General features: G+C 71.1%; 16 protein-coding genes. 6 read left to right on the top strand and 10 right to left on the bottom strand.

Annotation, left to right across the window (positions count from 1 at the left end; all coding sequences use genetic code 11):
- The first annotated feature begins 161 nt into the window (after positions 1-161).
- Positions 162-1,322 carry a porin gene (locus N4G63_RS05120; protein WP_260790521.1) on the top strand — a complete coding sequence of 387 codons (1,161 nt, stop codon included), beginning with the start codon at positions 162-164 and terminating at the stop codon, positions 1,320-1,322.
- Between the two features lie 65 nt (positions 1,323-1,387).
- Here N4G63_RS05120 and argB read toward each other — a convergent pair whose 3' ends face one another.
- Entirely contained in the window at positions 1,388-2,296 is a 909-nt protein-coding gene (gene argB / locus N4G63_RS05115) for an acetylglutamate kinase (protein ID WP_260790519.1), read from the bottom strand.
- A gap of 182 nt (positions 2,297-2,478) precedes the next feature.
- Between argB and N4G63_RS05110 the strand changes: the two genes are divergently transcribed.
- On the top strand, positions 2,479-2,802 hold the full coding sequence (locus N4G63_RS05110) for a copper-binding protein (RefSeq protein WP_260790516.1): 324 nt from the start codon (positions 2,479-2,481) through the stop codon (positions 2,800-2,802).
- Between the two features lie 25 nt (positions 2,803-2,827).
- Here N4G63_RS05110 and selD read toward each other — a convergent pair whose 3' ends face one another.
- On the bottom strand, positions 2,828-3,928 hold the full coding sequence (selD, locus tag N4G63_RS05105) for a selenide, water dikinase SelD (protein WP_314599418.1): 1,101 nt from the start codon (positions 3,926-3,928) through the stop codon (positions 2,828-2,830).
- A gap of 121 nt (positions 3,929-4,049) precedes the next feature.
- On the opposite strand from selD, the gene N4G63_RS05100 reads away from it, so the two are divergent.
- The gene (locus tag N4G63_RS05100) at positions 4,050-4,637 is read left to right on the top strand and encodes a TlpA disulfide reductase family protein (RefSeq protein ID WP_260790512.1); all 588 of its coding nucleotides are present in this window, start codon (positions 4,050-4,052) and stop codon (positions 4,635-4,637) included.
- A gap of 88 nt (positions 4,638-4,725) precedes the next feature.
- On the top strand, positions 4,726-5,862 hold the full coding sequence (locus N4G63_RS05095; RefSeq protein ID WP_314599417.1) for a transglutaminase-like domain-containing protein: 1,137 nt from the start codon (positions 4,726-4,728) through the stop codon (positions 5,860-5,862).
- Between the two features lie 372 nt (positions 5,863-6,234).
- Here the strand turns inward: N4G63_RS05095 and N4G63_RS05090 are convergent, their stop codons facing one another.
- The 3 genes from N4G63_RS05090 to N4G63_RS05080 all read right to left on the bottom strand — a co-directional run bounded on the left by N4G63_RS05090 (position 6,235) and on the right by N4G63_RS05080 (position 10,973).
- Positions 6,235-8,232 carry an SDR family oxidoreductase gene (locus N4G63_RS05090; RefSeq protein ID WP_260790510.1) on the bottom strand — a complete coding sequence of 666 codons (1,998 nt, stop codon included), beginning with the start codon at positions 8,230-8,232 and terminating at the stop codon, positions 6,235-6,237.
- A 114-nt stretch (positions 8,233-8,346) separates the two neighbouring features.
- The gene (locus tag N4G63_RS05085; RefSeq protein WP_260790508.1) at positions 8,347-9,027 is read right to left on the bottom strand and encodes a general secretion pathway protein GspB; all 681 of its coding nucleotides are present in this window, start codon (positions 9,025-9,027) and stop codon (positions 8,347-8,349) included.
- Positions 9,028-9,149: 122 nt separating this feature from the next.
- Complete coding sequence (locus N4G63_RS05080) at positions 9,150-10,973, bottom strand: AAA family ATPase (protein ID WP_443112005.1); 1,824 nt, start codon at positions 10,971-10,973, stop codon at positions 9,150-9,152.
- 197 nt (positions 10,974-11,170) lie between these two features.
- Here N4G63_RS05080 and N4G63_RS05075 point away from each other — a divergent pair, with 197 nt between their 5' ends.
- Together N4G63_RS05075 and N4G63_RS05070 are read left to right on the top strand one after the other, a co-directional pair.
- A complete protein-coding gene (locus tag N4G63_RS05075; protein ID WP_260790503.1) occupies positions 11,171-11,854 on the top strand; it encodes a phasin family protein in 684 nt (227 codons plus the stop codon).
- A gap of 273 nt (positions 11,855-12,127) precedes the next feature.
- The gene (locus N4G63_RS05070; protein ID WP_260790681.1) at positions 12,128-13,345 is read left to right on the top strand and encodes a patatin-like phospholipase family protein; all 1,218 of its coding nucleotides are present in this window, start codon (positions 12,128-12,130) and stop codon (positions 13,343-13,345) included.
- Between the two features lie 114 nt (positions 13,346-13,459).
- Here the strand turns inward: N4G63_RS05070 and sppA are convergent, their stop codons facing one another.
- From sppA to N4G63_RS05045, 5 genes are all read right to left on the bottom strand, one after another.
- On the bottom strand, positions 13,460-14,569 hold the full coding sequence (gene sppA / locus N4G63_RS05065; protein ID WP_260790501.1) for a signal peptide peptidase SppA: 1,110 nt from the start codon (positions 14,567-14,569) through the stop codon (positions 13,460-13,462).
- A 7-nt stretch (positions 14,570-14,576) separates the two neighbouring features.
- Positions 14,577-15,005: a Rieske (2Fe-2S) protein gene (locus tag N4G63_RS05060; protein ID WP_314599415.1), complete on the bottom strand. Its 429-nt coding sequence runs from the start codon at positions 15,003-15,005 to the stop codon at positions 14,577-14,579.
- 31 nt (positions 15,006-15,036) lie between these two features.
- Positions 15,037-15,705 carry an HAD family hydrolase gene (locus tag N4G63_RS05055; RefSeq protein ID WP_314599414.1) on the bottom strand — a complete coding sequence of 223 codons (669 nt, stop codon included), beginning with the start codon at positions 15,703-15,705 and terminating at the stop codon, positions 15,037-15,039.
- A gap of 30 nt (positions 15,706-15,735) precedes the next feature.
- Entirely contained in the window at positions 15,736-16,854 is a 1,119-nt protein-coding gene (locus N4G63_RS05050) for an acyltransferase family protein (protein WP_260790497.1), read from the bottom strand.
- Positions 16,855-16,925: 71 nt separating this feature from the next.
- Entirely contained in the window at positions 16,926-17,525 is a 600-nt protein-coding gene (locus N4G63_RS05045) for a class I SAM-dependent methyltransferase (protein ID WP_314599413.1), read from the bottom strand.
- Between the last annotated feature and the right edge of the window lie 137 nt (positions 17,526-17,662).

The following is a 17,662-nucleotide window of genomic DNA, read 5'->3' as shown; positions in this document are numbered from 1 at the left end:
CAGGCGTGGCAGGCCGCCACGGCAGGCCGTGCCACGGCTGGAGCAGATGGGCCGATGGCATGTGGCTTGCGATGGGCAGCCCCGCCCGACCGGCTTCAGGCCGTGCAGGCCGACACCGGCATCGGGCCCTTCACCACAACCCAGAAACAGGAGACTCCACCATGTCCACCCCCCTCGCACGCACCCTGCCCGCCCTGCGCATGGCCGCCCTGCCGCTGCTGCTGGCCACGGCCGGCAACGTTCAGGCCGCCGAGTTCAAGGCCGGCGACTGGACCGTCTCGGTCGGCGGCATCGTCAACGCCTACTACACCAGTGTGTCGTGCAGCGGCAGCCAGGCCGTCAGCGGCCTGACGCTGGGCGCCGAGGGCCTGGGCTGCGGCGGCAAGAGCGGCGCCACCAACGTCGGCAACGGCCTGCTGCCCAACGCGCTGATCACCTCGGTGAAGGGCAAGCAGGACGGCCTGGACATCGGCGCCACGCTGATGATCGGTGCGGCCGTGTCCTCGTCCGACAGCATCGGCAACAACAACAACGTGGACGTTCGCCAGGGCTTCTTCACCATCGGCTCGGCCAGCGCCGGCACCGTGAAGCTGGGCCGCGACTACGGCCTGTTCGGTGCCAATGCCATCCTGTCCGACATGACGCTGCTGGGCGTGGGCGCACCGGTGCAGGCCACGCAGGGCAACCGCGTGTCGCTGGGCCACATCGGCGCCGGCTACAGCTACCTGGGCCACTACGGCCAGATCGCCTACGCGCTGCCGGCGATGGGCGGGCTGAGCCTGAGCGCCGCGGTGATGAGCCCGGTCAACGCCTTCGCCAACGCCAACGCCACGGCCGGCCGCTCACCGCAGGTGCAAGGCCTGGCCGCCTACGCCACCGGCAGCACCAAGCTGTGGCTGGCGGCCAAGTCGCAGCCGTTCAAGGGCAATGCCACCCAGCCCGGCTTCACGATGTCGGGCGTGGAACTCGGCGGCTCGGCGGCCTTCGGCAGCTTCGGCCTGCTGGCCAACCTGCAAAAGGGCAAGGGCCTGGGCGTGCTGGCCGATGGCGACAACGGTGACCAGAAGCAGACCAACTGGGTGCTGCAGGGCACGATGACGCTGGACAAGCTCAAGCTCGGCCTGAGCGTGGGCGAGACGCGCCTGGACGGCGGCACCGGCACCGACCTGAAGAAGAACGCCAACACCACGCTGGGCGCCTACTACAGCCTGACCAAGAGCGTGACCCTGGTGGGCGAGCTCAGCCGCACCAGTTCGGCCAGCGCCGCCGGAGATACCGCCAGGATGAGCGGCGCGGCGCTGGGCGGCATCCTGTTCTTCTGATGCACTGACCCCGCAGCAAAAGGGCCGCACGGTGTGCGGCCCTTTTTGTCGTGGCGCGTCGGCGCTCAGTAGCTCTTGATCATGGTGCCGAAGGCCTGGTCGGACAGGATCTCCAGCAGCAGCGCATGCGGCACGCGGCCATCGATGATGTGCACCGCGTTGACGCCGCTCTTGGCCGCGTCGATGGCGCCGGCCAGCTTGGGCAGCATGCCGCCCGAGATGGTGCCGTCTTCCACCAGCTCGTCGATGCGGCGCGGCGTCAGCTCGGTGATCAGCTCGCCGGCCTTGTTGAGCACGCCGCGGATGTTGGTCAGCATCAGCAGCTTCTCGGCCTGCAGCACGGTGGCCAGCTTGGCGGCCACCACGTCGGCATTGATGTTGTAGCTCTCGTTGCGCTCGCCAAAGCCGATCGGGCTGACCACCGGGATGAAGGCGTCGTCCTGCAGCGCCTTGACCACGCTGGGATCGATGGAGTCGATCTCGCCGACCTGGCCGATGTCGTGCTCCTTGCTGGGGTCGTCCTTGTCCAGCATCCTGAGCTTCTTGGCGCGGATCATGCCGCCGTCGCGGCCGGTCAGGCCCACGGCCTTGCCGCCAGCGGCGTTGATCAGGCCCACGATGTCTTGCTGCACCTCGCCGCCCAGCACCCACTCGACCACGTCCATGGTCTCTTCGTCGGTGACGCGCATGCCCTGGATGAAGGTGCCCTTCTTGCCGATCTTGGCCAGCGCCGAGTCGATCTGCGGGCCGCCGCCGTGCACCACCACCGGGTTCATGCCCACCAGCTTGAGCAGCACGATGTCCTCGGCAAAGTCCTGCTGCAGCGCAGGATCGGTCATGGCGTTGCCGCCGTACTTGATGACCAGGGTCTTGCCGTGGAACTTGCGGATGTAGGGCAGGGCCTGGGCCAGGATCTCGGCCTGGTCACGCGGGGCGATGTGGCTCAGGTCGTGGTCGGCAGCGGGAGCGGTCATGGCGGTCTTTCAGCGGCGCGCGTGCGCTTTGGGGGTGCGACGGTTGATGCAATGCAGCAAACTGCGGCATTGTAGGAACTCTGCCCGCCCGGCAGGCTCGTACGCCGGGCCTGGCCCGCCACCCTGCCACCGCTGTTGCGCGGGGCCGGCGGCCCCGCCCGCACCCACTCTGGAGAACCCGCTTGACCGCTCAGCCCCGCCGCCGCCCTGCCCTGCCGCTCACCCGCCATGCCGCCCTGGGCCTGGCGCTGGCCGCCATGCTGTCGGCCGGCCCGGCCCGGGCCCAGGCCACCGAGGGCGAGGTGCGCAAGATCGACCTGGCCCAGGCCAAGGTGACACTCAAGCACGGCGAGATCAAGAACCTCGACATGCCGGCCATGACCATGAGCTTTCGCGTGGCCGACCCCAAGCTGCTGGAGGGCCTGAGCGAAGGCAGCAAGGTGCGTTTCGACGTGGAAAAGCGCAACGGCCAGTACACCGTGGTGCGCCTGGTGCCGGCGCGCTGAGCCGCGCGCCCGGCCAGCGCGCGCTTCAGCGCACCCGCAGGCGCGGGCCACCCGGCTCGGCCGGGACCACCTCGCCCACCACGGCGGCTTCGGCAAAGCCGTGGCGCGCAAACACCGCCAGCACCGCCGCCAGCGCCGCCGGCGCGCACGAGACGAGCAGGCCGCCGCTGGTCTGCGGATCGCTCAGCAGCGCCTGGTCTTCGGGCGCAAAGCCGGCCGGCAACGCCACCTCGGCGCCATAGCCGGCCCAGTTGCGGCCCGAGGCGCCGGTGACGCAGCCCTGCTGCGCCAGTGCGCGCACGCCCGGCAGCAGCGGCACGCGCGCCCAGTCGATCTGCACCTGGCAACCGGCAAAGCGCGCGCCGCGCGCCAGCTCCAGCGCATGGCCGGCCAGCGCGAAGCCGGTCACGTCGGTCAGCGCATGCACGCCGTCCAGCGCCGCCAACTCGGGGCCGGGCGTGTTCAGCTGGGTCGTGGTGGCGATCATCTGCGCGTAGCTGGCAGCGTCGAGCAGGTTCTTCTTCAAGGCCGCCGACAGCACGCCCACGCCCAGCGGCTTGCCCAGCACCAGCACATCGCCCGGCTGCGCATCGGCATTGCGCTTGATGCGATCCGGGTGCACCAGGCCCAGCGCCACCAGGCCGTAGATGGGCTCCACGCTGTCGATGGTGTGGCCGCCGGCAATCGGGATGCCCGCCGCCCTGCACGCCGCCGCGCCGCCTTCGAGGATGCGGCCGATGGTGCCGGTGCTCAAAACGTTGATCGGCATGCCCACCAGGGCCAGCGCCATGATCGGCGTGCCGCCCATGGCGTAGACATCGCTGATCGCATTGGTGGCGGCGATGCGGCCGAAGTCGTAGGCATCGTCCACGATGGGCATGAAGAAGTCGGTGGTGGCGATCAGCGCCTGCTGGTCGTTGAGCCGGTAGACCGCCGCGTCGTCGCTGGTCTCGATGCCCACCAGCAGCTCGGGCGGCACCGGCAAGGTGCTCTGGCCGCGCAGGATCTCCGCCAGCACGCCCGGCGCGATCTTGCAGCCGCAGCCACCACCGTGCGAGAGCGAGGTCAGGCGCGGCTCGGTGGCCGGCGTGGGCGGGGTCGCGGAGGCAGGGGCAGCGTGGGACATGGCGTGGCGCAAGAAAAGGGGCAGGCATCGCGGCCGGCGGGCCGCAGGCGCGCAGCATAGCCGCCGCTGACGGGCGCCGACAGCCGCCGCCGCCAGGCCCGGGGCCGCTGACAATCGGGCCATGCGCCCATCCGCCCGGCCCTCGCCCACCCGACACGGCAGCGGTCAATCCGCCAGCCCGCAACGCCGCCTGCTGCTGGCCAGCGCCGGCGCCGCGCTGTGCGGCGTGGCCGGCCTGGCCCGCGCCGCCGAGCCACCGGGCCACGAGTGGCGCCCCTGGCCCGGGCGCAAGCCCGTGCCGCCGCTCGACCTGCCGCTGCTCGACGGTGGCCGCTGGCGCCTGGCCGGGCAGCGCGGCCATCCGCTGGTGCTGAACTTCTGGGCCAGCTGGTGCGGCCCCTGCCGCGCCGAGATGCCGGCGCTGGAGCTGATGGCGCTGCGCCACGCCGCGGATGGCCTGCGCGTGCTGTGCATCAACCACCGCGAGTCGGCGCTGGCCATCCGCCGCTTCACCGAGGCCATCGACCTGTCGCTGCCGGTGGCGCTGGACGCCGATGGCGCGGCCTCGGCGGCCTGGACGCCGCGGCTGTTTCCGACCACGGTGCTGGTCAGCCGCAGCGGCCGGCCGCTGGGCCAGGTGCTGGGCGAGCTCGACTGGGCCGGCCCGGCCGCGCGCGCGCTGCTGGCGCAACTGCTGGCCGCCGCCTGAACCGCGCACCGGCCTGGGCCGGGCCCGCTTGGCGGGACAATCGGCGCTTCCCGTGTTTTTTGCGCCCTTGGTGCGCCCCAGGATCATCATGACCACTTTTCACCGCCGCTCGCTGCTGGCCGCAGCCGGCAGCCTGGCCCTGCCCGGGCTGTCTGTTCTTCAACCCGCCGCCGCGCAGACCACGGCCGCCCCGGCCGCCAGCCGGCGCTTCGAACCCGTGCCGGGCACCTGGCGCAGCTTCGAGCTCAGCACCCAGATCGAGCTGAAGGGCGTGCAGGGCCGCGCCGCCAAGGTGTGGGTGCCGCTGCCCTCGGTGGACACGCCCTACCAGCGATCGCTCGACAGCAGCTACACCGGCAATGCGCAATCGATGAAAGTGGTGTCCGACAGCCAGTACGGCGCGCGCATGCTGCTGGCCGAGTTTGCCGCCGGCGGCCCGACGCCCGTGCTGCAGGTGGCCAGCCGCATCCAGAGCCAGAACCGCAGCACCGACTTCAGCCGCAAGACCGTGGCCCGCGAGGATGCCGACACGCTGCGCGCCTGGACCCGTGCCACCGAGCTGATGCCCACCGACGGCATCGTGCGCAGCACGGCGCAAGGCATCGTGCGCGGCGCCGGAACCGACCGCGAGAAGGTGCAGAAAATCTACGACTGGGTGGTGGGCAACACCCACCGCGAGCCCAAGGTGCGCGGCTGCGGCACCGGCGACATCAAGGCCATGCTCGAGACGCAGAACTTCGGCGGCAAGTGCGGCGACATCAATGCGCTGTTCGTGGGCCTGTGCCGCGCGGCCGGCGTGCCGGCGCGCGATGTCTACGGCATCCGCCTGGTGCCCTCGGCCTTTGGCTACCGCGAGCTGGGCGGCAACCCGGCCAATCTGAAGGGCGCGCAGCACTGCCGCGCTGAGGTGTTCTTGAAGGACTTCGGCTGGGTGGCGATGGACCCGGCCGATGTGGGCAAGGTGATGCGCCAGGAGTCACCCGAGTGGATCAAGGACGTGAACCACCCGCTGGTGACACCGGTGCGCAAGGCCTTGTTCGGTGGCTGGGAAGGCAACTGGCTGGCCTACAACATGGCCCACGACGTGGCCCTGCCCGGCAGCACCGGCCCGCGCCTGGGTTTCCTGATGTACCCGCAAGCCGAGATCGCCGGCGAGCGCGTGGATGCGCTGGCACCGGACGATTTCAAGTACACGATTTCGGCGCGGGAGCTGATGAGCGCTTGATCTGCTCGCTCTTGGTCTTCTCGTTGCGGACGGTCGCAAAGTCCTGCGCGGGAGACAAGGCCGCCGGGTAACCGCCCGGCTCCATGTCCCCCGCCGTCGGCCTCCCGGCCAACGGCTCCTCCTTTACTTGCGCCGGGCGGTCACCCGGCGTCCTCGTCTCGGCACGATCTCCGCATGCGGGTATTCATCCACGCAGGGCGCTGTGCCTCGGGGCAAGGCCGGCGGGTGGCCCTTGGACGCAGGTCAAGGAGGAGCCGAGGTGCGGGAGCACCTCGGCGGGGGACACGGAGTCCAAGGACCACCCGCCGGCCTTGACCTTGCGCTGGACGTCGAACAGCGAACCGCGAACGCAAGATCCCAGGCACCCAAGCGTCAGAAGTGGATGCCCCGCATCATCTGCTGCAGCGCCACCGCCTCGGCTGAGAGCTTGGGCTTCTCGCCCTTGGCACCGGCCGCCGCATCGCTGTCAGGGAACATGCGGAAGGTGGTGTTCATGACGATCTGCGCGATGCGCGGCACCAGGGCATGCAGCACCTGGCCGAAGATGCCCAGGCGCGTGGCAATGCGCACCGGCTTGTAGACGCAGGCCTCGGCAATCATGTCGGCCGCCTGCTCCGGCGAGAGGGTGGGCACGTTGTTGTAGATCTTGGTGGGCGCGATCATCGGCGTGCGCACCAGCGGCATGTTGATGGTGGTGAAGCTGATGCCCTGGTCGGCAAACTCGCTGCTGGCGCAGCGTGTCCAGGCATCGAGCGCCGACTTGCTGGCCACGTAGGCAGAAAAGCGCGGCGCATTGGTCAGCACGCCGATCGAGCTGATGTTGACGATGTGGCCGCGGCGCTTTTTCACCATGCCCGGCAGCAGGCCCATGGTGATGCGCAGGCAGCCGAAGTAGTTCAGGTCCATCGTGCGCTGGAAGTCGTGGAAGCGGTCGTAGCTGTTCTCGATGGCGCGGCGGATCGAGCGGCCGGCGTTGTTGACCAGGTAGTCGACACCGCCATGCGTTTCTTCCAGCATCTTGCAGAACGCGGCGCAGCCGGCCTCGTCGGCTATGTCCACCGAGTGGCTGTGCACCTGGGCATCGGCGCCGGCCTTGGCCTTGATCTCGGCCACCGCCTCGCGCAGCTTGTCTTCGCCGCGGGCGCAGATGATGGTGATGGCGCCCGCCTCGGCAAACTTGATCGCAGCCGCCAGGCCGATGCCCGACGAGCCGCCGGTGATCAGCACCACCTTGCCGCCCACCGTGCCCTTCAGGCTGCGATCGATGAACAGATCGGGGTCGAGGTGGCGCTCCCAGTAGTCCCACAGGCGCCAGGCGTAGTCGTCGAGCTTGGGGCATTCGATGCCGCTGCCCTTCAGCGCCGCCAGCGTCTCGCGACAGTCGAAGCGCGTGGGGTAGTTGACGAAGCTGAGCATGTCTTCCGGCAGGCCCAGGTCCTTCATCACCGCGTTGACCACGCGGCGCACCGGCGCCAGCGCCATCAGGCTCTTCTTGACGCCGCGCGGAATGAAGCCCAGCAGCGCCGCGTTGACGAAGACATTCATCTTCGGTGCATGCGCGGCCTTGGCAAACACGTCGAGCACATCGCCCACGCGGTAGCCCACCGGGTCGACGAGGTGGAAGCACTTGCCCTTCAGCGCGCTCTTGCCATGGCTGATGTGGTCAATCGCCTTGACCACAAAGTCCACCGGCACGATGTTGATGCGCCCGCCCTCCAGGCCCACCGTGGGCATCCACGGCGGCAGCAGCTGGCGCATGCGCTGGATCAGCTTGAAGAAGTAGTACGGCCCGTCGATCTTGTCCATCTCGCCGGTGCTGCTGTCGCCCACCACCATGGCCGGGCGGTACACCGTCCACGGCACCTTGCACTCCTTGCGCACGATCTTCTCGCTCTCGTGCTTGGTGGCGAAGTACGGGTGGTCGAGGTTCTCGGCCTCGTCGAACATGTCCTCGCGGAACACGCCTTCGTACAGGCCGGCCGCGGCGATCGACGACACATGGTGCAGGTGGCCGGCATCGATGGCCTTGGCAAACTCCACCACGTTGCGCGTGCCCTCCACATTGACGCGCACCTGGGCCTCTTCGTCGGCCGACAGGTCGTACACCGCGGCCAGGTGGTATACGGCGTCGATCTGGCCCTTCAGTGCCTTGATCGTCTCGGCGGCCACGCCCAGCTTCTTGCCGGTGAGGTCTCCGGTCACCGGCAGCGCACGCGCCTTGCTCACGCCCCAGAAGGCATACAGCTCGGCCAGCTTGCCCTCGCTGCCGGGCCGCACCAGAAAGTGCACCGTGCTGCCGCGGCGGGCCAGCAGGGCCTTGACCAGGCGTTTGCCGATGAAGCCGGTGGCACCGGTGACGAAGTAATGCATGGGCTCGCTCTCCAGGAATCGCGCTCGAACGCGGGTCGAGCCTGGATTCTTGACGATGGCCGGCACTGCCCCCTTGCGCGCTAACCCCAAGCCTGCCCAGCCACGCGGCGCGCGCTACAGCGCCGCCTCGAAGCGCTGCCCGCCCACGCCGAAGACCACCGACTTGGGCCGGATCTGCAGCAGGCGCACACCGGGTGCCACCTCGCTGCCCTCGTGCGCCACCTGGCCATTGACGATCACCAGCCGCTGGCTGGCCTGCTCGGAATACATGCCGCCACCCAGCGCCAGCGGCGGCACCTGGCGGCGCAGCGCCTCGGGCAGCTCGGCCAGCGTGGGCAGGCGCGCGCTGGCCGGCGGTGCTTCGGCCGGCATGGCCGGCACGGGTGGCGTGGGTGGCGTGGGCGCAGGCATCACCAGCACCACCGGCGGCGGCACAGGCGCCGCGGCCAGCGCGGGCGCGATGGACGGCATCGGGGCGGCGGGCGCCGGCGGGTCACCCGGCGTCACCGCCGTCGAGCCGGCAGCTGGCGCCACGGCAGCCGCCACGGCGGGCGTGCCCACGCTGGCCGGCGCGTGCGCCGAGCGCCACCACAGCTGGCCCAGGCCCAGGCCCAGACCCAGCAGCACGGCCACGCCCAGCGCGGCGGCCAGCGCCATCGCCAGCCCGCGCCGCCGACCGCCCGACGCCAAGGCGGCGCCCGTGGCCAGCGGCACCGCCGGGGTGTTCAGACCGGGCACGCTGCCGCGCTGCCGTTCGGCATCGGCGCGGCGCAGGGCATCAAGGATGTAGGACATCGGAGCAAAGGGCGTGTGGCCGCGCCGCGGCGGGCAGGGTGTCGGGTGCGGGCTCGCCGGGGCCGGTCAGTGTCGCCGGGCCAGGTGTCGGCGCTGTCGTGTGCAGGGTCATCGGGCTCCGCTCACTCGATGGCGCCGGCCACCAGGCGCGGCTCGGCCACGCCCAGCGCGCGGTTGATCTGCATGAAGGTGGTGGGCCCGGCCACGCCATCGGCCACCAGGCCCTGGGCCCGCTGGAAGGCCAGCAGCTGGCGCCCCCAGCGCGGCCCCAGTCGCTCGGCGGCGGCCGGCGCTGCGGCGCCCTGCACGCGCTGCAGCGCTTCGGTCAGCGCCAGCACCACGGCGCCCTGGTCGCCCGGCCGCAGCGGCTGGGCATAGCCGGGCGGCGCCTGCCAGAGGGTGGCGAAGTCACCCTGCCACAGCTGCACCAGGGCCGCTGTGTCGATGCGCCAGCGCCGGGCGCCGGCCGCCAGCAGGGCCTGCCGGCCGTCCAGGCCCAGCAGCAGCACCCGGGCGCTGCGGCCCTGGCTGTCGTGCAGGGTCAGCCAGCCGGGGCGGTCGAGCAGGCGCAGCAGGGCCAGGCTCATCTGCGTGCCACGATGGCATTGCCAGACCGAGCCCGCGCCGCACAGGGCCTGGGCCTGGCCTGGCGCCTGGCCCGCCGGCACCCAGACCATGGCCAGCGCCGCCCAGGCCGCCGGCTCATCGGCCAACAGGCGCGACCAGTCGGCCACCGGATCCAACAGCGGCAGCGGCGCGGCTGCCGCCAAGGCCTGCGGCGCCACGGCCGGCGCAGGCACCTCAGGCACCACCGGCACCGTGGCCGGCGCCGACGCCAACGCCAACGCCGGCGCCGATGCGGCGCTGGCCGGTGCTGGCGCCGCCGCCGTGGCGCTGTCGGCCCCCGGCAGCAGGCGGTCAGGCAGCAGGCGGCTCGGCGCCACGCCCAGGCCCGCCATCAGCGCCAGGCCGGCCAGCAGCAGCAGCGCGCCCCCCGCCCAGGCCACCACCGCACCAGGGCGCCAGCGCGGCGCGGCGCCCGCATCGAAGACCTCGGCCGCCGCGGTGTCGACGATGCGCCGGCTCACGCGCTCGCGGCGCTCCACATAGGCCCCCAGCAGCGCGCGGTCGGCCAGCAGGTTGATGCGCCGCGGCACGCCGCCGGTGAGCGCATGCAGCCGCGCCAGGGCCGCACGCTCGAAGGGCAGCGGCCCGGTGCGGCCGGCCACGGCCAGGCGGTGCTGCAGATAGGCCAGCGTCTCGTCGCGGTTCAGCGCACCCAGGTGGTAGCGCGCGATCACGCGCTGCGCCAGCTGCTCCAGCGCCGGCTGCGCCAGCAGCGCGCGCAGCTCGGGCTGACCGATCAGGATGATCTGCAGCAGCTTGCGCTCGCCGGTCTCCAGGTTGGTCAGCAGGCGCAGCTGCTCGAGCACCTGGGCCTCGAGGTTCTGCGCCTCGTCGATCACCAGCACGCACTGCCAGCCCTGGGCATGGGCCTCGAGCAGAAAGGCGTTCAGCGGGTCGATGTGGTCCTTGACCGTGGGCGCGCCCGCGCTGCGCGGCGTGACCGCAATGCCGAACTCGTCGCACACCGTCTGCAGCAGCTCGATGACCGACAGCTTGGGATTGAAGATGTAGGCCACCCGGCAAGGCCCGGACAGCGCCGGCGGCACCGCACTGCCCGGCCCGCCGCGGGGGGCAGGCGCAGGCGCAGCCTCGGCCACCGGCCCGGCGTCCGGGCCGTGCACCTGCTCGAGAAAGCATCGGCACACGGTGGTCTTGCCGGCACCGATCTCGCCGGTCAGCAGCACGATGCCGCCACCGGCCTGCAGGCCGTACAGCAGATGGGCCAGCGCCTCGCGGTGCCGCTCGCTCATGAACAGAAACCGCGGGTCCGGCGCGATCGAGAACGGAGCCTGCGCGAGTCCGAAATGGGCGGCGTACATGGGCCGCGAGGATAGCTTGGCGCACCCGGCGCGGCGGCTCCGCCCGGGCGCCGCGCCCGCCACCCCGTGAAAGCGCGGAGCTAGAGCGTCGGCCCTAGTCGATTAAGCTGACGCCCTCAGAACGCCTGCCTACACTGGCTGCGCCGGCTGGTTCCAGCGGCCGGGGTCGCCACCACAACACCTGCGAGGAGCAAGCCGTGGTCAAGAAGCTTCAGAAGTTGGCCGAGAAACAGGCCGCGCCGGCCGCCGGGCTGCTTGACAGCCAACTGGCCCAGACGGTGAAGGACTCGGCGCAGCAGATCTGGCTGGCCGGCCTGGGCGCCTTTGCCAAGGCCCAGGGCGAGGGCACCAAGGTGTTCGACACCCTGATCAAGGAAGGCGTGAGCCTGCACCGCAAGACCCAGGCCGTGGCCGAAGAAAAGATCGGCGACGTGGCCGGCAAGATGTCGGCCATGGCCGGCCAGGTGGGCGACAAGGCCAACGCGCACTGGGACAAGCTGGAATCGATCTTCGAAGAGCGCACCGCCCGTGCGCTGAGCAAGCTGGGCGTGCCCACCGCCAAGGACGTGGCCCAGCTCAGCGAGCGCGTGGCGGCGCTGGCCGCCGCAGTGGCGGCCATGGGCGGCCAGCCGGCGGCCCAGGCCGCGCCCGCCAGGAAGGCCGCCGCCAAGAAGGCCGCGACCCAGGCGACCGCAGCGACAAAACCGCCAGCCAAGACCCCGGCCGAAACGCCGGCCAAGAAGGCGGCACCGAAGAAGCGCGCAGCCGCTGCGCCCACGCCGGTGGCCACCCAGCCGAGCGCCCCGACGACCGCCAAGTCCATCGCCAAACCCACCGCCAAACCCGCCGCCAAGCGCACCCGCAAGGCCCCGGCCGCCTGACGCGCTGTGAACGGACCTGCTGCGCGGGCACATTGCCGCCCTGCGCCACGGGCCGCACGGGTGCACGGCTGCGTTGACCGAACCACGCTGAGCCCGCGCGCCACGGTTCGTTCACACCTGCTGAGGTTCGGGCCGCCGGCCTGACGCCGGCGCCGCCACCCCACCGTGAGCAACCGCGCCCCACCGCGCGCGCGCCGTGCGCGACGCGCCCGGCCCCCAGGCGCACCGACAGCGGCACCCGCATCCGCACCAGCCTCGGCACCCGCGCCGCGCATCGGCCTGGCGCTGGCCGGTGGCGGCCCGCTGGGCGCCACCTGGGAGATCGGTGCGCTGTGCGCAATCGAGGATGCATTGCCCGGCATCGACCTGGTGGCCCTGCAGGGCTATGTCGGCGTGTCGGCCGGCGGCTTCATCGCCGCGGCGCTGGCCAACGGCATGCGCCCGCGCCAGCTGTGCGCGGCCTTCATCGAGAACGACACACCGCTGCCCGATGACGAGATCAGCCCCGCGCTGTTCGTGCGGCCGGCCTTTGGCGAGTGGTTCGAGCGCCTGGCCATGCTGCCCGCGCTGCTGGCGCAGGCCGGCACCCGGCTGCTGCTGAACCGGCGCTCGCTGACCGCGGCGGTGGAGCGCCTGGGCGCCGTGCTGCCCACCGGCCTGTTCGGCAACCAGGCGCTCGAGGCGCGGCTGCAGCGCATGTTCACCCAGGCCGGCCGCAGCGACGATTTCCGCCACCTGCGCCAGCGCGGCCGGCACCTGGTGCTGGTGGCCACCGACCTCGACAGCGGCGAGGTCGCCCCCTTCGGCCTGCCAGGCTGGGACGCCGTGCCGATCTCGCGCGCGGTGGCCGCCAGCGCCGCGCTGCCGGGCCTGTTTCCACCGGTGCAGATCGCCGGCCGGCACTATGTGGACGGCGCGCTGAAGAAGACGCTGCATGCCAGCGTGCTGCTCGACCAGGGCCTGGATCTGCTGATCGCGCTGAACCCGATCGTGCCCTTCGACGCCACGCATGCGCTGCCGGCCCAGGCGCGCGGCCGCGCCGGTGAGCGCATTCCGCATCTGGTGGATGGCGGCCTGCCCCTGGTGCTGAGCCAGACCTTCCGCGCCCTGATCCACTCGCGGCTGCAACTGGGCCTGAAGGGCTACGAGCGCTCGCACCCGCACACCGACATCGTGCTGTTCGAGCCCGACCAGCGCGACCCGGAGATGTTTCTGGCCAACATCTTCAGCTACTCGCAGCGCCGCCACCTGGCCGAGCATGCCTACCAGAAGACCCGCGCAGACCTGCGTGCGCGCCGCGACCTGCTGGGCCGCCTGCTGGCCCGCCACGGCCTGCAGCTGGACGAGGCCGCGCTGGACGACCCGGCGCGCCGCCTGCTGCTGCGCCAGCCGCCGCCGCGGCCGCGGCGCTGGCACAGCCGGCTGAGCCGCTCGCTCAGCCGCCTGGACAAGGTGCTCGACACACTCGAGCAGCGCCTGGCCGCGGGTTGAGGCCCACGGCGCCCGGCCGCGCCCTCAGCACACTCAGCACACTCAGCACACTCAGCACACTCAGCACACTCAGCGCCCTCAGCGCCCTCAGCGCCCCCAGCGCCCCCAACGCCCTCAGCGCAGGCGCAGCACGCCGCCGGCGGCGCGCACCGCGCCCTCGCCCATGGCCGCGCCAAAGCGCTTGGCCAGGCGTTCGGCCACGTTCTCGCGCGGCGTGTAGTCGATGATCTCCTCGGCCTTGACCACCTCGCGCGCCACGTAGTCGAGGCTGCCCAGGTGATCGACCAGGCCCAGCTTGACCGCCTCGTCACCGTTCCACACCAGGCCCGAGAAGGTGTCGGGCGTGGCCTTCAGCCGCTCGCCGCGGCCCGACTTGACCACGGTGATGAACTGCTGGTGGATCTGGTCGATCATGGCCTGCAGGTAGGCGCGGTGCTTCGGATCGGCCTCGGAGAACGGGTCCATCATGGCCTTGTTCTGTCCGGCAGTGATCAGCCGGCGCTCGACGCCCAGCTTGTCCATCAGGCCCGGAAAGCCGAAGCCGTCCATCAGCACGCCGATCGAGCCCACCAGGCTGGCCTTGTCGACATAGATCTCGTCGGCGGCCACGGCCACGTAGTAGGCACCCGAGGCACAGATCTCCTCGACCACCGCATACACCTTCTTCTTGTGCTTGGCCTTCAGGCGCAGGATCTCGTCGTTGATCAGGCCGGCCTGCACCGGGCTGCCGCCGGGCGAGTTGATGCGCAGCACCACGGCCTGGGCGCCGCTGTCGGCAAAGGCATCGCGCAGGCCGGCGATCAGCTGCTCGGCGCTGGCCTCGGTGTCGGCGGCGATCTCGCCGCGCAGCTCCACCAGCGCGGTGTGCGGCGTGCTGGGCGCCGAGTGCGAGCCGCGCTGGGCAAACAGCGCCCAGGCCACCGCCGTGACCAGCATCAGCCAGGCCAGGCGGAAGAAGATGCGCCAGCGGCGCTCGTTGCGGCGGTCGTGCAGCAGCTCTGAAGACAGGCGGTCGACGGTGCGCTCGAGCGCGGCCAGCGAGACCACCGGCACCGCCGTGGCGCCAGCGCTGCTGGCGGAGGCGGCGGAGGCCGGGGCCGACGCTGCGGCTGCGGGCGCCGAGCTGGCGGCGGCAGCCGGGGCGGGCGTCGCGTCCTGGGCGGGCGCGGCGGGTGCGGGGGTCGCTGCGGGCTCGGGGGGCGGGGCGTCGTCCTGGGGATTCATCGGGGGCTCAAGGCTCGGGGTCGGCAGCCGCGGGGGCTGCGAAAGGCGTCGGAGGGTGCAGTGCGGTGCTGCCGCCGCCCGCTGCCGGGCTGGGGCGGATGTCCGCGGAAGGATACCAACAGGCCATGCCCCCTTGCTCGGCCACGGTCACCGGCTTCAGGCGGCCGCGGCCACAGGGGCCGCCCACGCAGCGCCCGTCCTCGGGGGCATAGGCCGCGCCGTGGATCGAGCACAGGATGAAGCGCTTGTCGGCATCGAGAAACTCGCCCGGCTGCCAGTCCATCTCGGTGGGCACATGCACGCAGCGGTTGATGTAGGCCACCACGCGGCCGTCGATGCGCAGCGCAAAGGCGCGGGCCGGCTGGCCCCACAGCAGCACGTCCCACACGAAGGCGCGGCCACGCTCGGCCAGCGCGCTGCTGGGGCACAGCGGCAACGGAGCCAGGGCCGGGTCTGGGGCCACCGGCTCAGGCCTGGCTTTGCAGCCAGGCAGACAGCTCGGCGGTGGAGTGCGCCACGTGCAAGGGCTCGAGCGCGGCAAAGCTCTCGGGCTCGTGCGCGCCAAAGCTCACCGCCACGCTGGCCGTGCCGGCGTTGCGGGCCAGCTGCAGATCGTGCGTGGTGTCGCCGATCATCAGCGTGCGCTCGGGCTCGACGCCGAACTCGCGCATCAGCTCGAGCAGCATGCGCGGATGCGGCTTGCCGGCGGTCTCGTCGGCCGTGCGGGTGGCATCGAACAGGCCCTTGAGCTGCACCGTGGCCAGGCACTCGTCCAGGCCGCGCCGGCTCTTGCCGGTGGCCACGCCCAGCCAGTGGTTGCGGCGCTTCAAGGCCTGCAGCATCTCGAGCGTGCCGTCGAACAGCACCAGCTCATGCTCGCGCTGCAGGTAATGGTGGCGGTAGCGCCGGCCCAGCTCGGGGTAGCGCTCGGCCGGCAGCTCGGGCACGGCGTGCTGCAGCGCCTCGGTCAGGCCCAGGCCGATGACATAGGCCGCACGCTCGCGGCTGGGCTCGGGCAGGCCCAGGTCCACGGCCGCGGCCTGGATGCAGCGCGCGATCAGCGCGGTCGAATCGAACAAGGTGCCGTCCCAGTCGAACACGACCAGGTCGAAGCGGCGGGGGCGCAGTGCAGACATGCCCGGAGTATCGTCAATCGCCAGAGCCGCTCAGCGCCCGGCCGCTGAATCGCCGGCCGGCCCCGTGACCGGCTGCTGCACCGCGTTGCGGATGTAGGGCCGCCGCAGGCGCAGGAACGGCGCCTCGACGAAGCGCATGCTCAGATAGCCCACCGGCATCGACGCGGCGAAGGCCACAAACGCCACACCAAAGGCCACGTAGGCGTTCGACAGATCGACAACATGGCGGTGCAGCCAATGGGCCAGGTGGAACACCCAGAAGAAATGCAGCAGGTAGATCGAGTACGAGTACTCGCCCATCTTTCCCCACCAGCGCGACACCGCGCCGTTGGCGGCAATGCCCGCGCCGTCATACCAGGCGATCAGGGCCGCAAAGGCCAGGCCCTCGATGGTGGGCAGCACGATCCACACGCTGCTCTGGCGCAAGCCGTGGTTGCCGCCGGCAGCGTCGAACGCGTCATAGAAGCTGAGAAACAACACCCACAACGCCGCCACAGCCCAGGGGCGCCGCACCAACGCGCCGCGACAGTGCGCCGCCAGCATGCCCAGCAGGAATTGGTCGATGCGCCCCACCAGGGTCCAGTAGGCCAGGAACTCGACCTCACCGTGCTGCTGGTACCAGGCCCAGCGGAACAGCAGCGCCGCCGCCAGCAGGACCAGCATGGCCAGCCAGGTGCGGCGCATCAGGGCCAGCAGCAAGGGCAGCAGCAGGTAGAAGTGCAGCTCGACGGTGATGGACCAGCCGCCGTTGGGCCAGGACGGCTTGACGAAGCCTTTCGGGAACACCGCCCACACCCAGTAGGCGCGGCGGATGTCGCCTTCGTCCACGGCGCGCTGGATCGCGAACAGCATGGTCGCCAGCAGCAGCAGTGGAAACAGGCGCAGCGCGCGGTTCCACAGAAACCAGCCGAAGTGGATGCGCCGGCCGTCCAGCAGGCGCATGAACAGGTAGCCGCTCAGCGTCATGAACAGCGAGACGCCGACATGGCCCTCGTCGAACAGCACCAGCGGCCCCCAGATCGGCACGCCCTCGTAAGGCAGCGGCGCGCCCTGACCGCCATGGGTGAAATGCCAGGTGAAGACCAGCAGCGCGGCCAGCGCGCGCAGATGGTCAAGCGCCGGAAAGTAGGCGCCCGAAACGGATTTCATCGCCGCTTGCTCCCGGCCCGCCGCCGCGGTCGGGGCATGGAGTGGGTGCCGGAACGAAGGGGGCGCAAGGTTCAGGGCCTGCTGAGCTTGCGCATGACGCACACCAGGTTCGACCCCAGCCGCCCCTGGGCCACGATGTCGAAGGCACCGCGAAAACCGTACATCGCCGCACCGCGGTGGCGGTTGTCAAAGTAGATCGACATCGTCTCGTGGGTCATCAGGTTGACATGGGTCGGATCGCGGAACGCCGGCGAGAACGGGTAGATCGGTGTGCTCGAGAGGAACAGCCCGTCGGGCTTGGTGATGCGCCAGACCTCGTTCATCAGCTCGACGAACGCAAAGCGCCGCTCGGGCAGGTAGATCACGCGCGGCACATGTTCCAGAAACTCGAATGCGGTGACGTAATCGAAATGCCCATCCGGGTACGGTGCGCCGCCGATGGTCAGGTCGGCGTAGCGAATGTTGCGTCCCAGATCTTCGCGGATGTCGAGGCCATGCACCTCGCTGGCGCGAAAGGGGTTCTTCGGGTCGGGCCCGCAGCCGATGTCCAGCGTGCGCGTGGGGCCGGCCGCCTCGCCGTTCAGCCGGTGCTGCGCCAGCAGATGGTCGATGCTGCGGACCTCGGGCAGGTCCTTGACCCCCCGATGCATGTCCGCCAGCAGCGTGACCAAACGCCGTGCCTGCTGCAACTTCGCCAACAACCCCATCGCACCCCCCCTTGCTGACAACGACGGAACAACCCTGTCTGCTGCGTCGCGCAGCAAACCTGGCGCGCACCGAATCCGTCCCCGGCGCGACTGATCAGCGA

This window comes from Aquabacterium sp. OR-4 (assembly GCF_025290835.2).
Classification (GTDB): Bacteria; Pseudomonadota; Gammaproteobacteria; order Burkholderiales; family Burkholderiaceae_C; genus Pseudaquabacterium.
The sequence above is the reverse complement of the archived record's forward strand: the minus strand, read 5'-3'. Positions and strand labels throughout refer to the sequence as shown.

Bases quoted from the DNA above. Each gene is read 5' to 3' on its own strand.
- N4G63_RS05080 (WP_443112005.1), bottom strand. From the start codon at position 10,973: ATGTACGCCGCCCATTTCGGACTCGCGCAGGCTCCGTTCTCGATCGCG.
- N4G63_RS05120 (WP_260790521.1), top strand. From the start codon at position 162: ATGTCCACCCCCCTCGCACGCACCCTGCCCGCCCTGCGCATGGCCGCC.
- N4G63_RS05085 (WP_260790508.1), bottom strand. From the start codon at position 9,027: ATGTCCTACATCCTTGATGCCCTGCGCCGCGCCGATGCCGAACGGCAG.
- N4G63_RS05095 (WP_314599417.1), top strand. From the start codon at position 4,726: ATGACCACTTTTCACCGCCGCTCGCTGCTGGCCGCAGCCGGCAGCCTG.
- argB (WP_260790519.1), bottom strand. From the start codon at position 2,296: ATGACCGCTCCCGCTGCCGACCACGACCTGAGCCACATCGCCCCGCGT.
- N4G63_RS05055 (WP_314599414.1), bottom strand. From the start codon at position 15,705: ATGTCTGCACTGCGCCCCCGCCGCTTCGACCTGGTCGTGTTCGACTGG.
- sppA (WP_260790501.1), bottom strand. From the start codon at position 14,569: ATGAATCCCCAGGACGACGCCCCGCCCCCCGAGCCCGCAGCGACCCCC.
- N4G63_RS05100 (WP_260790512.1), top strand. From the start codon at position 4,050: ATGCGCCCATCCGCCCGGCCCTCGCCCACCCGACACGGCAGCGGTCAA.
- N4G63_RS05050 (WP_260790497.1), bottom strand. From the start codon at position 16,854: ATGAAATCCGTTTCGGGCGCCTACTTTCCGGCGCTTGACCATCTGCGC.
- selD (WP_314599418.1), bottom strand. From the start codon at position 3,928: ATGTCCCACGCTGCCCCTGCCTCCGCGACCCCGCCCACGCCGGCCACC.
- N4G63_RS05090 (WP_260790510.1), bottom strand. From the start codon at position 8,232: ATGCATTACTTCGTCACCGGTGCCACCGGCTTCATCGGCAAACGCCTG.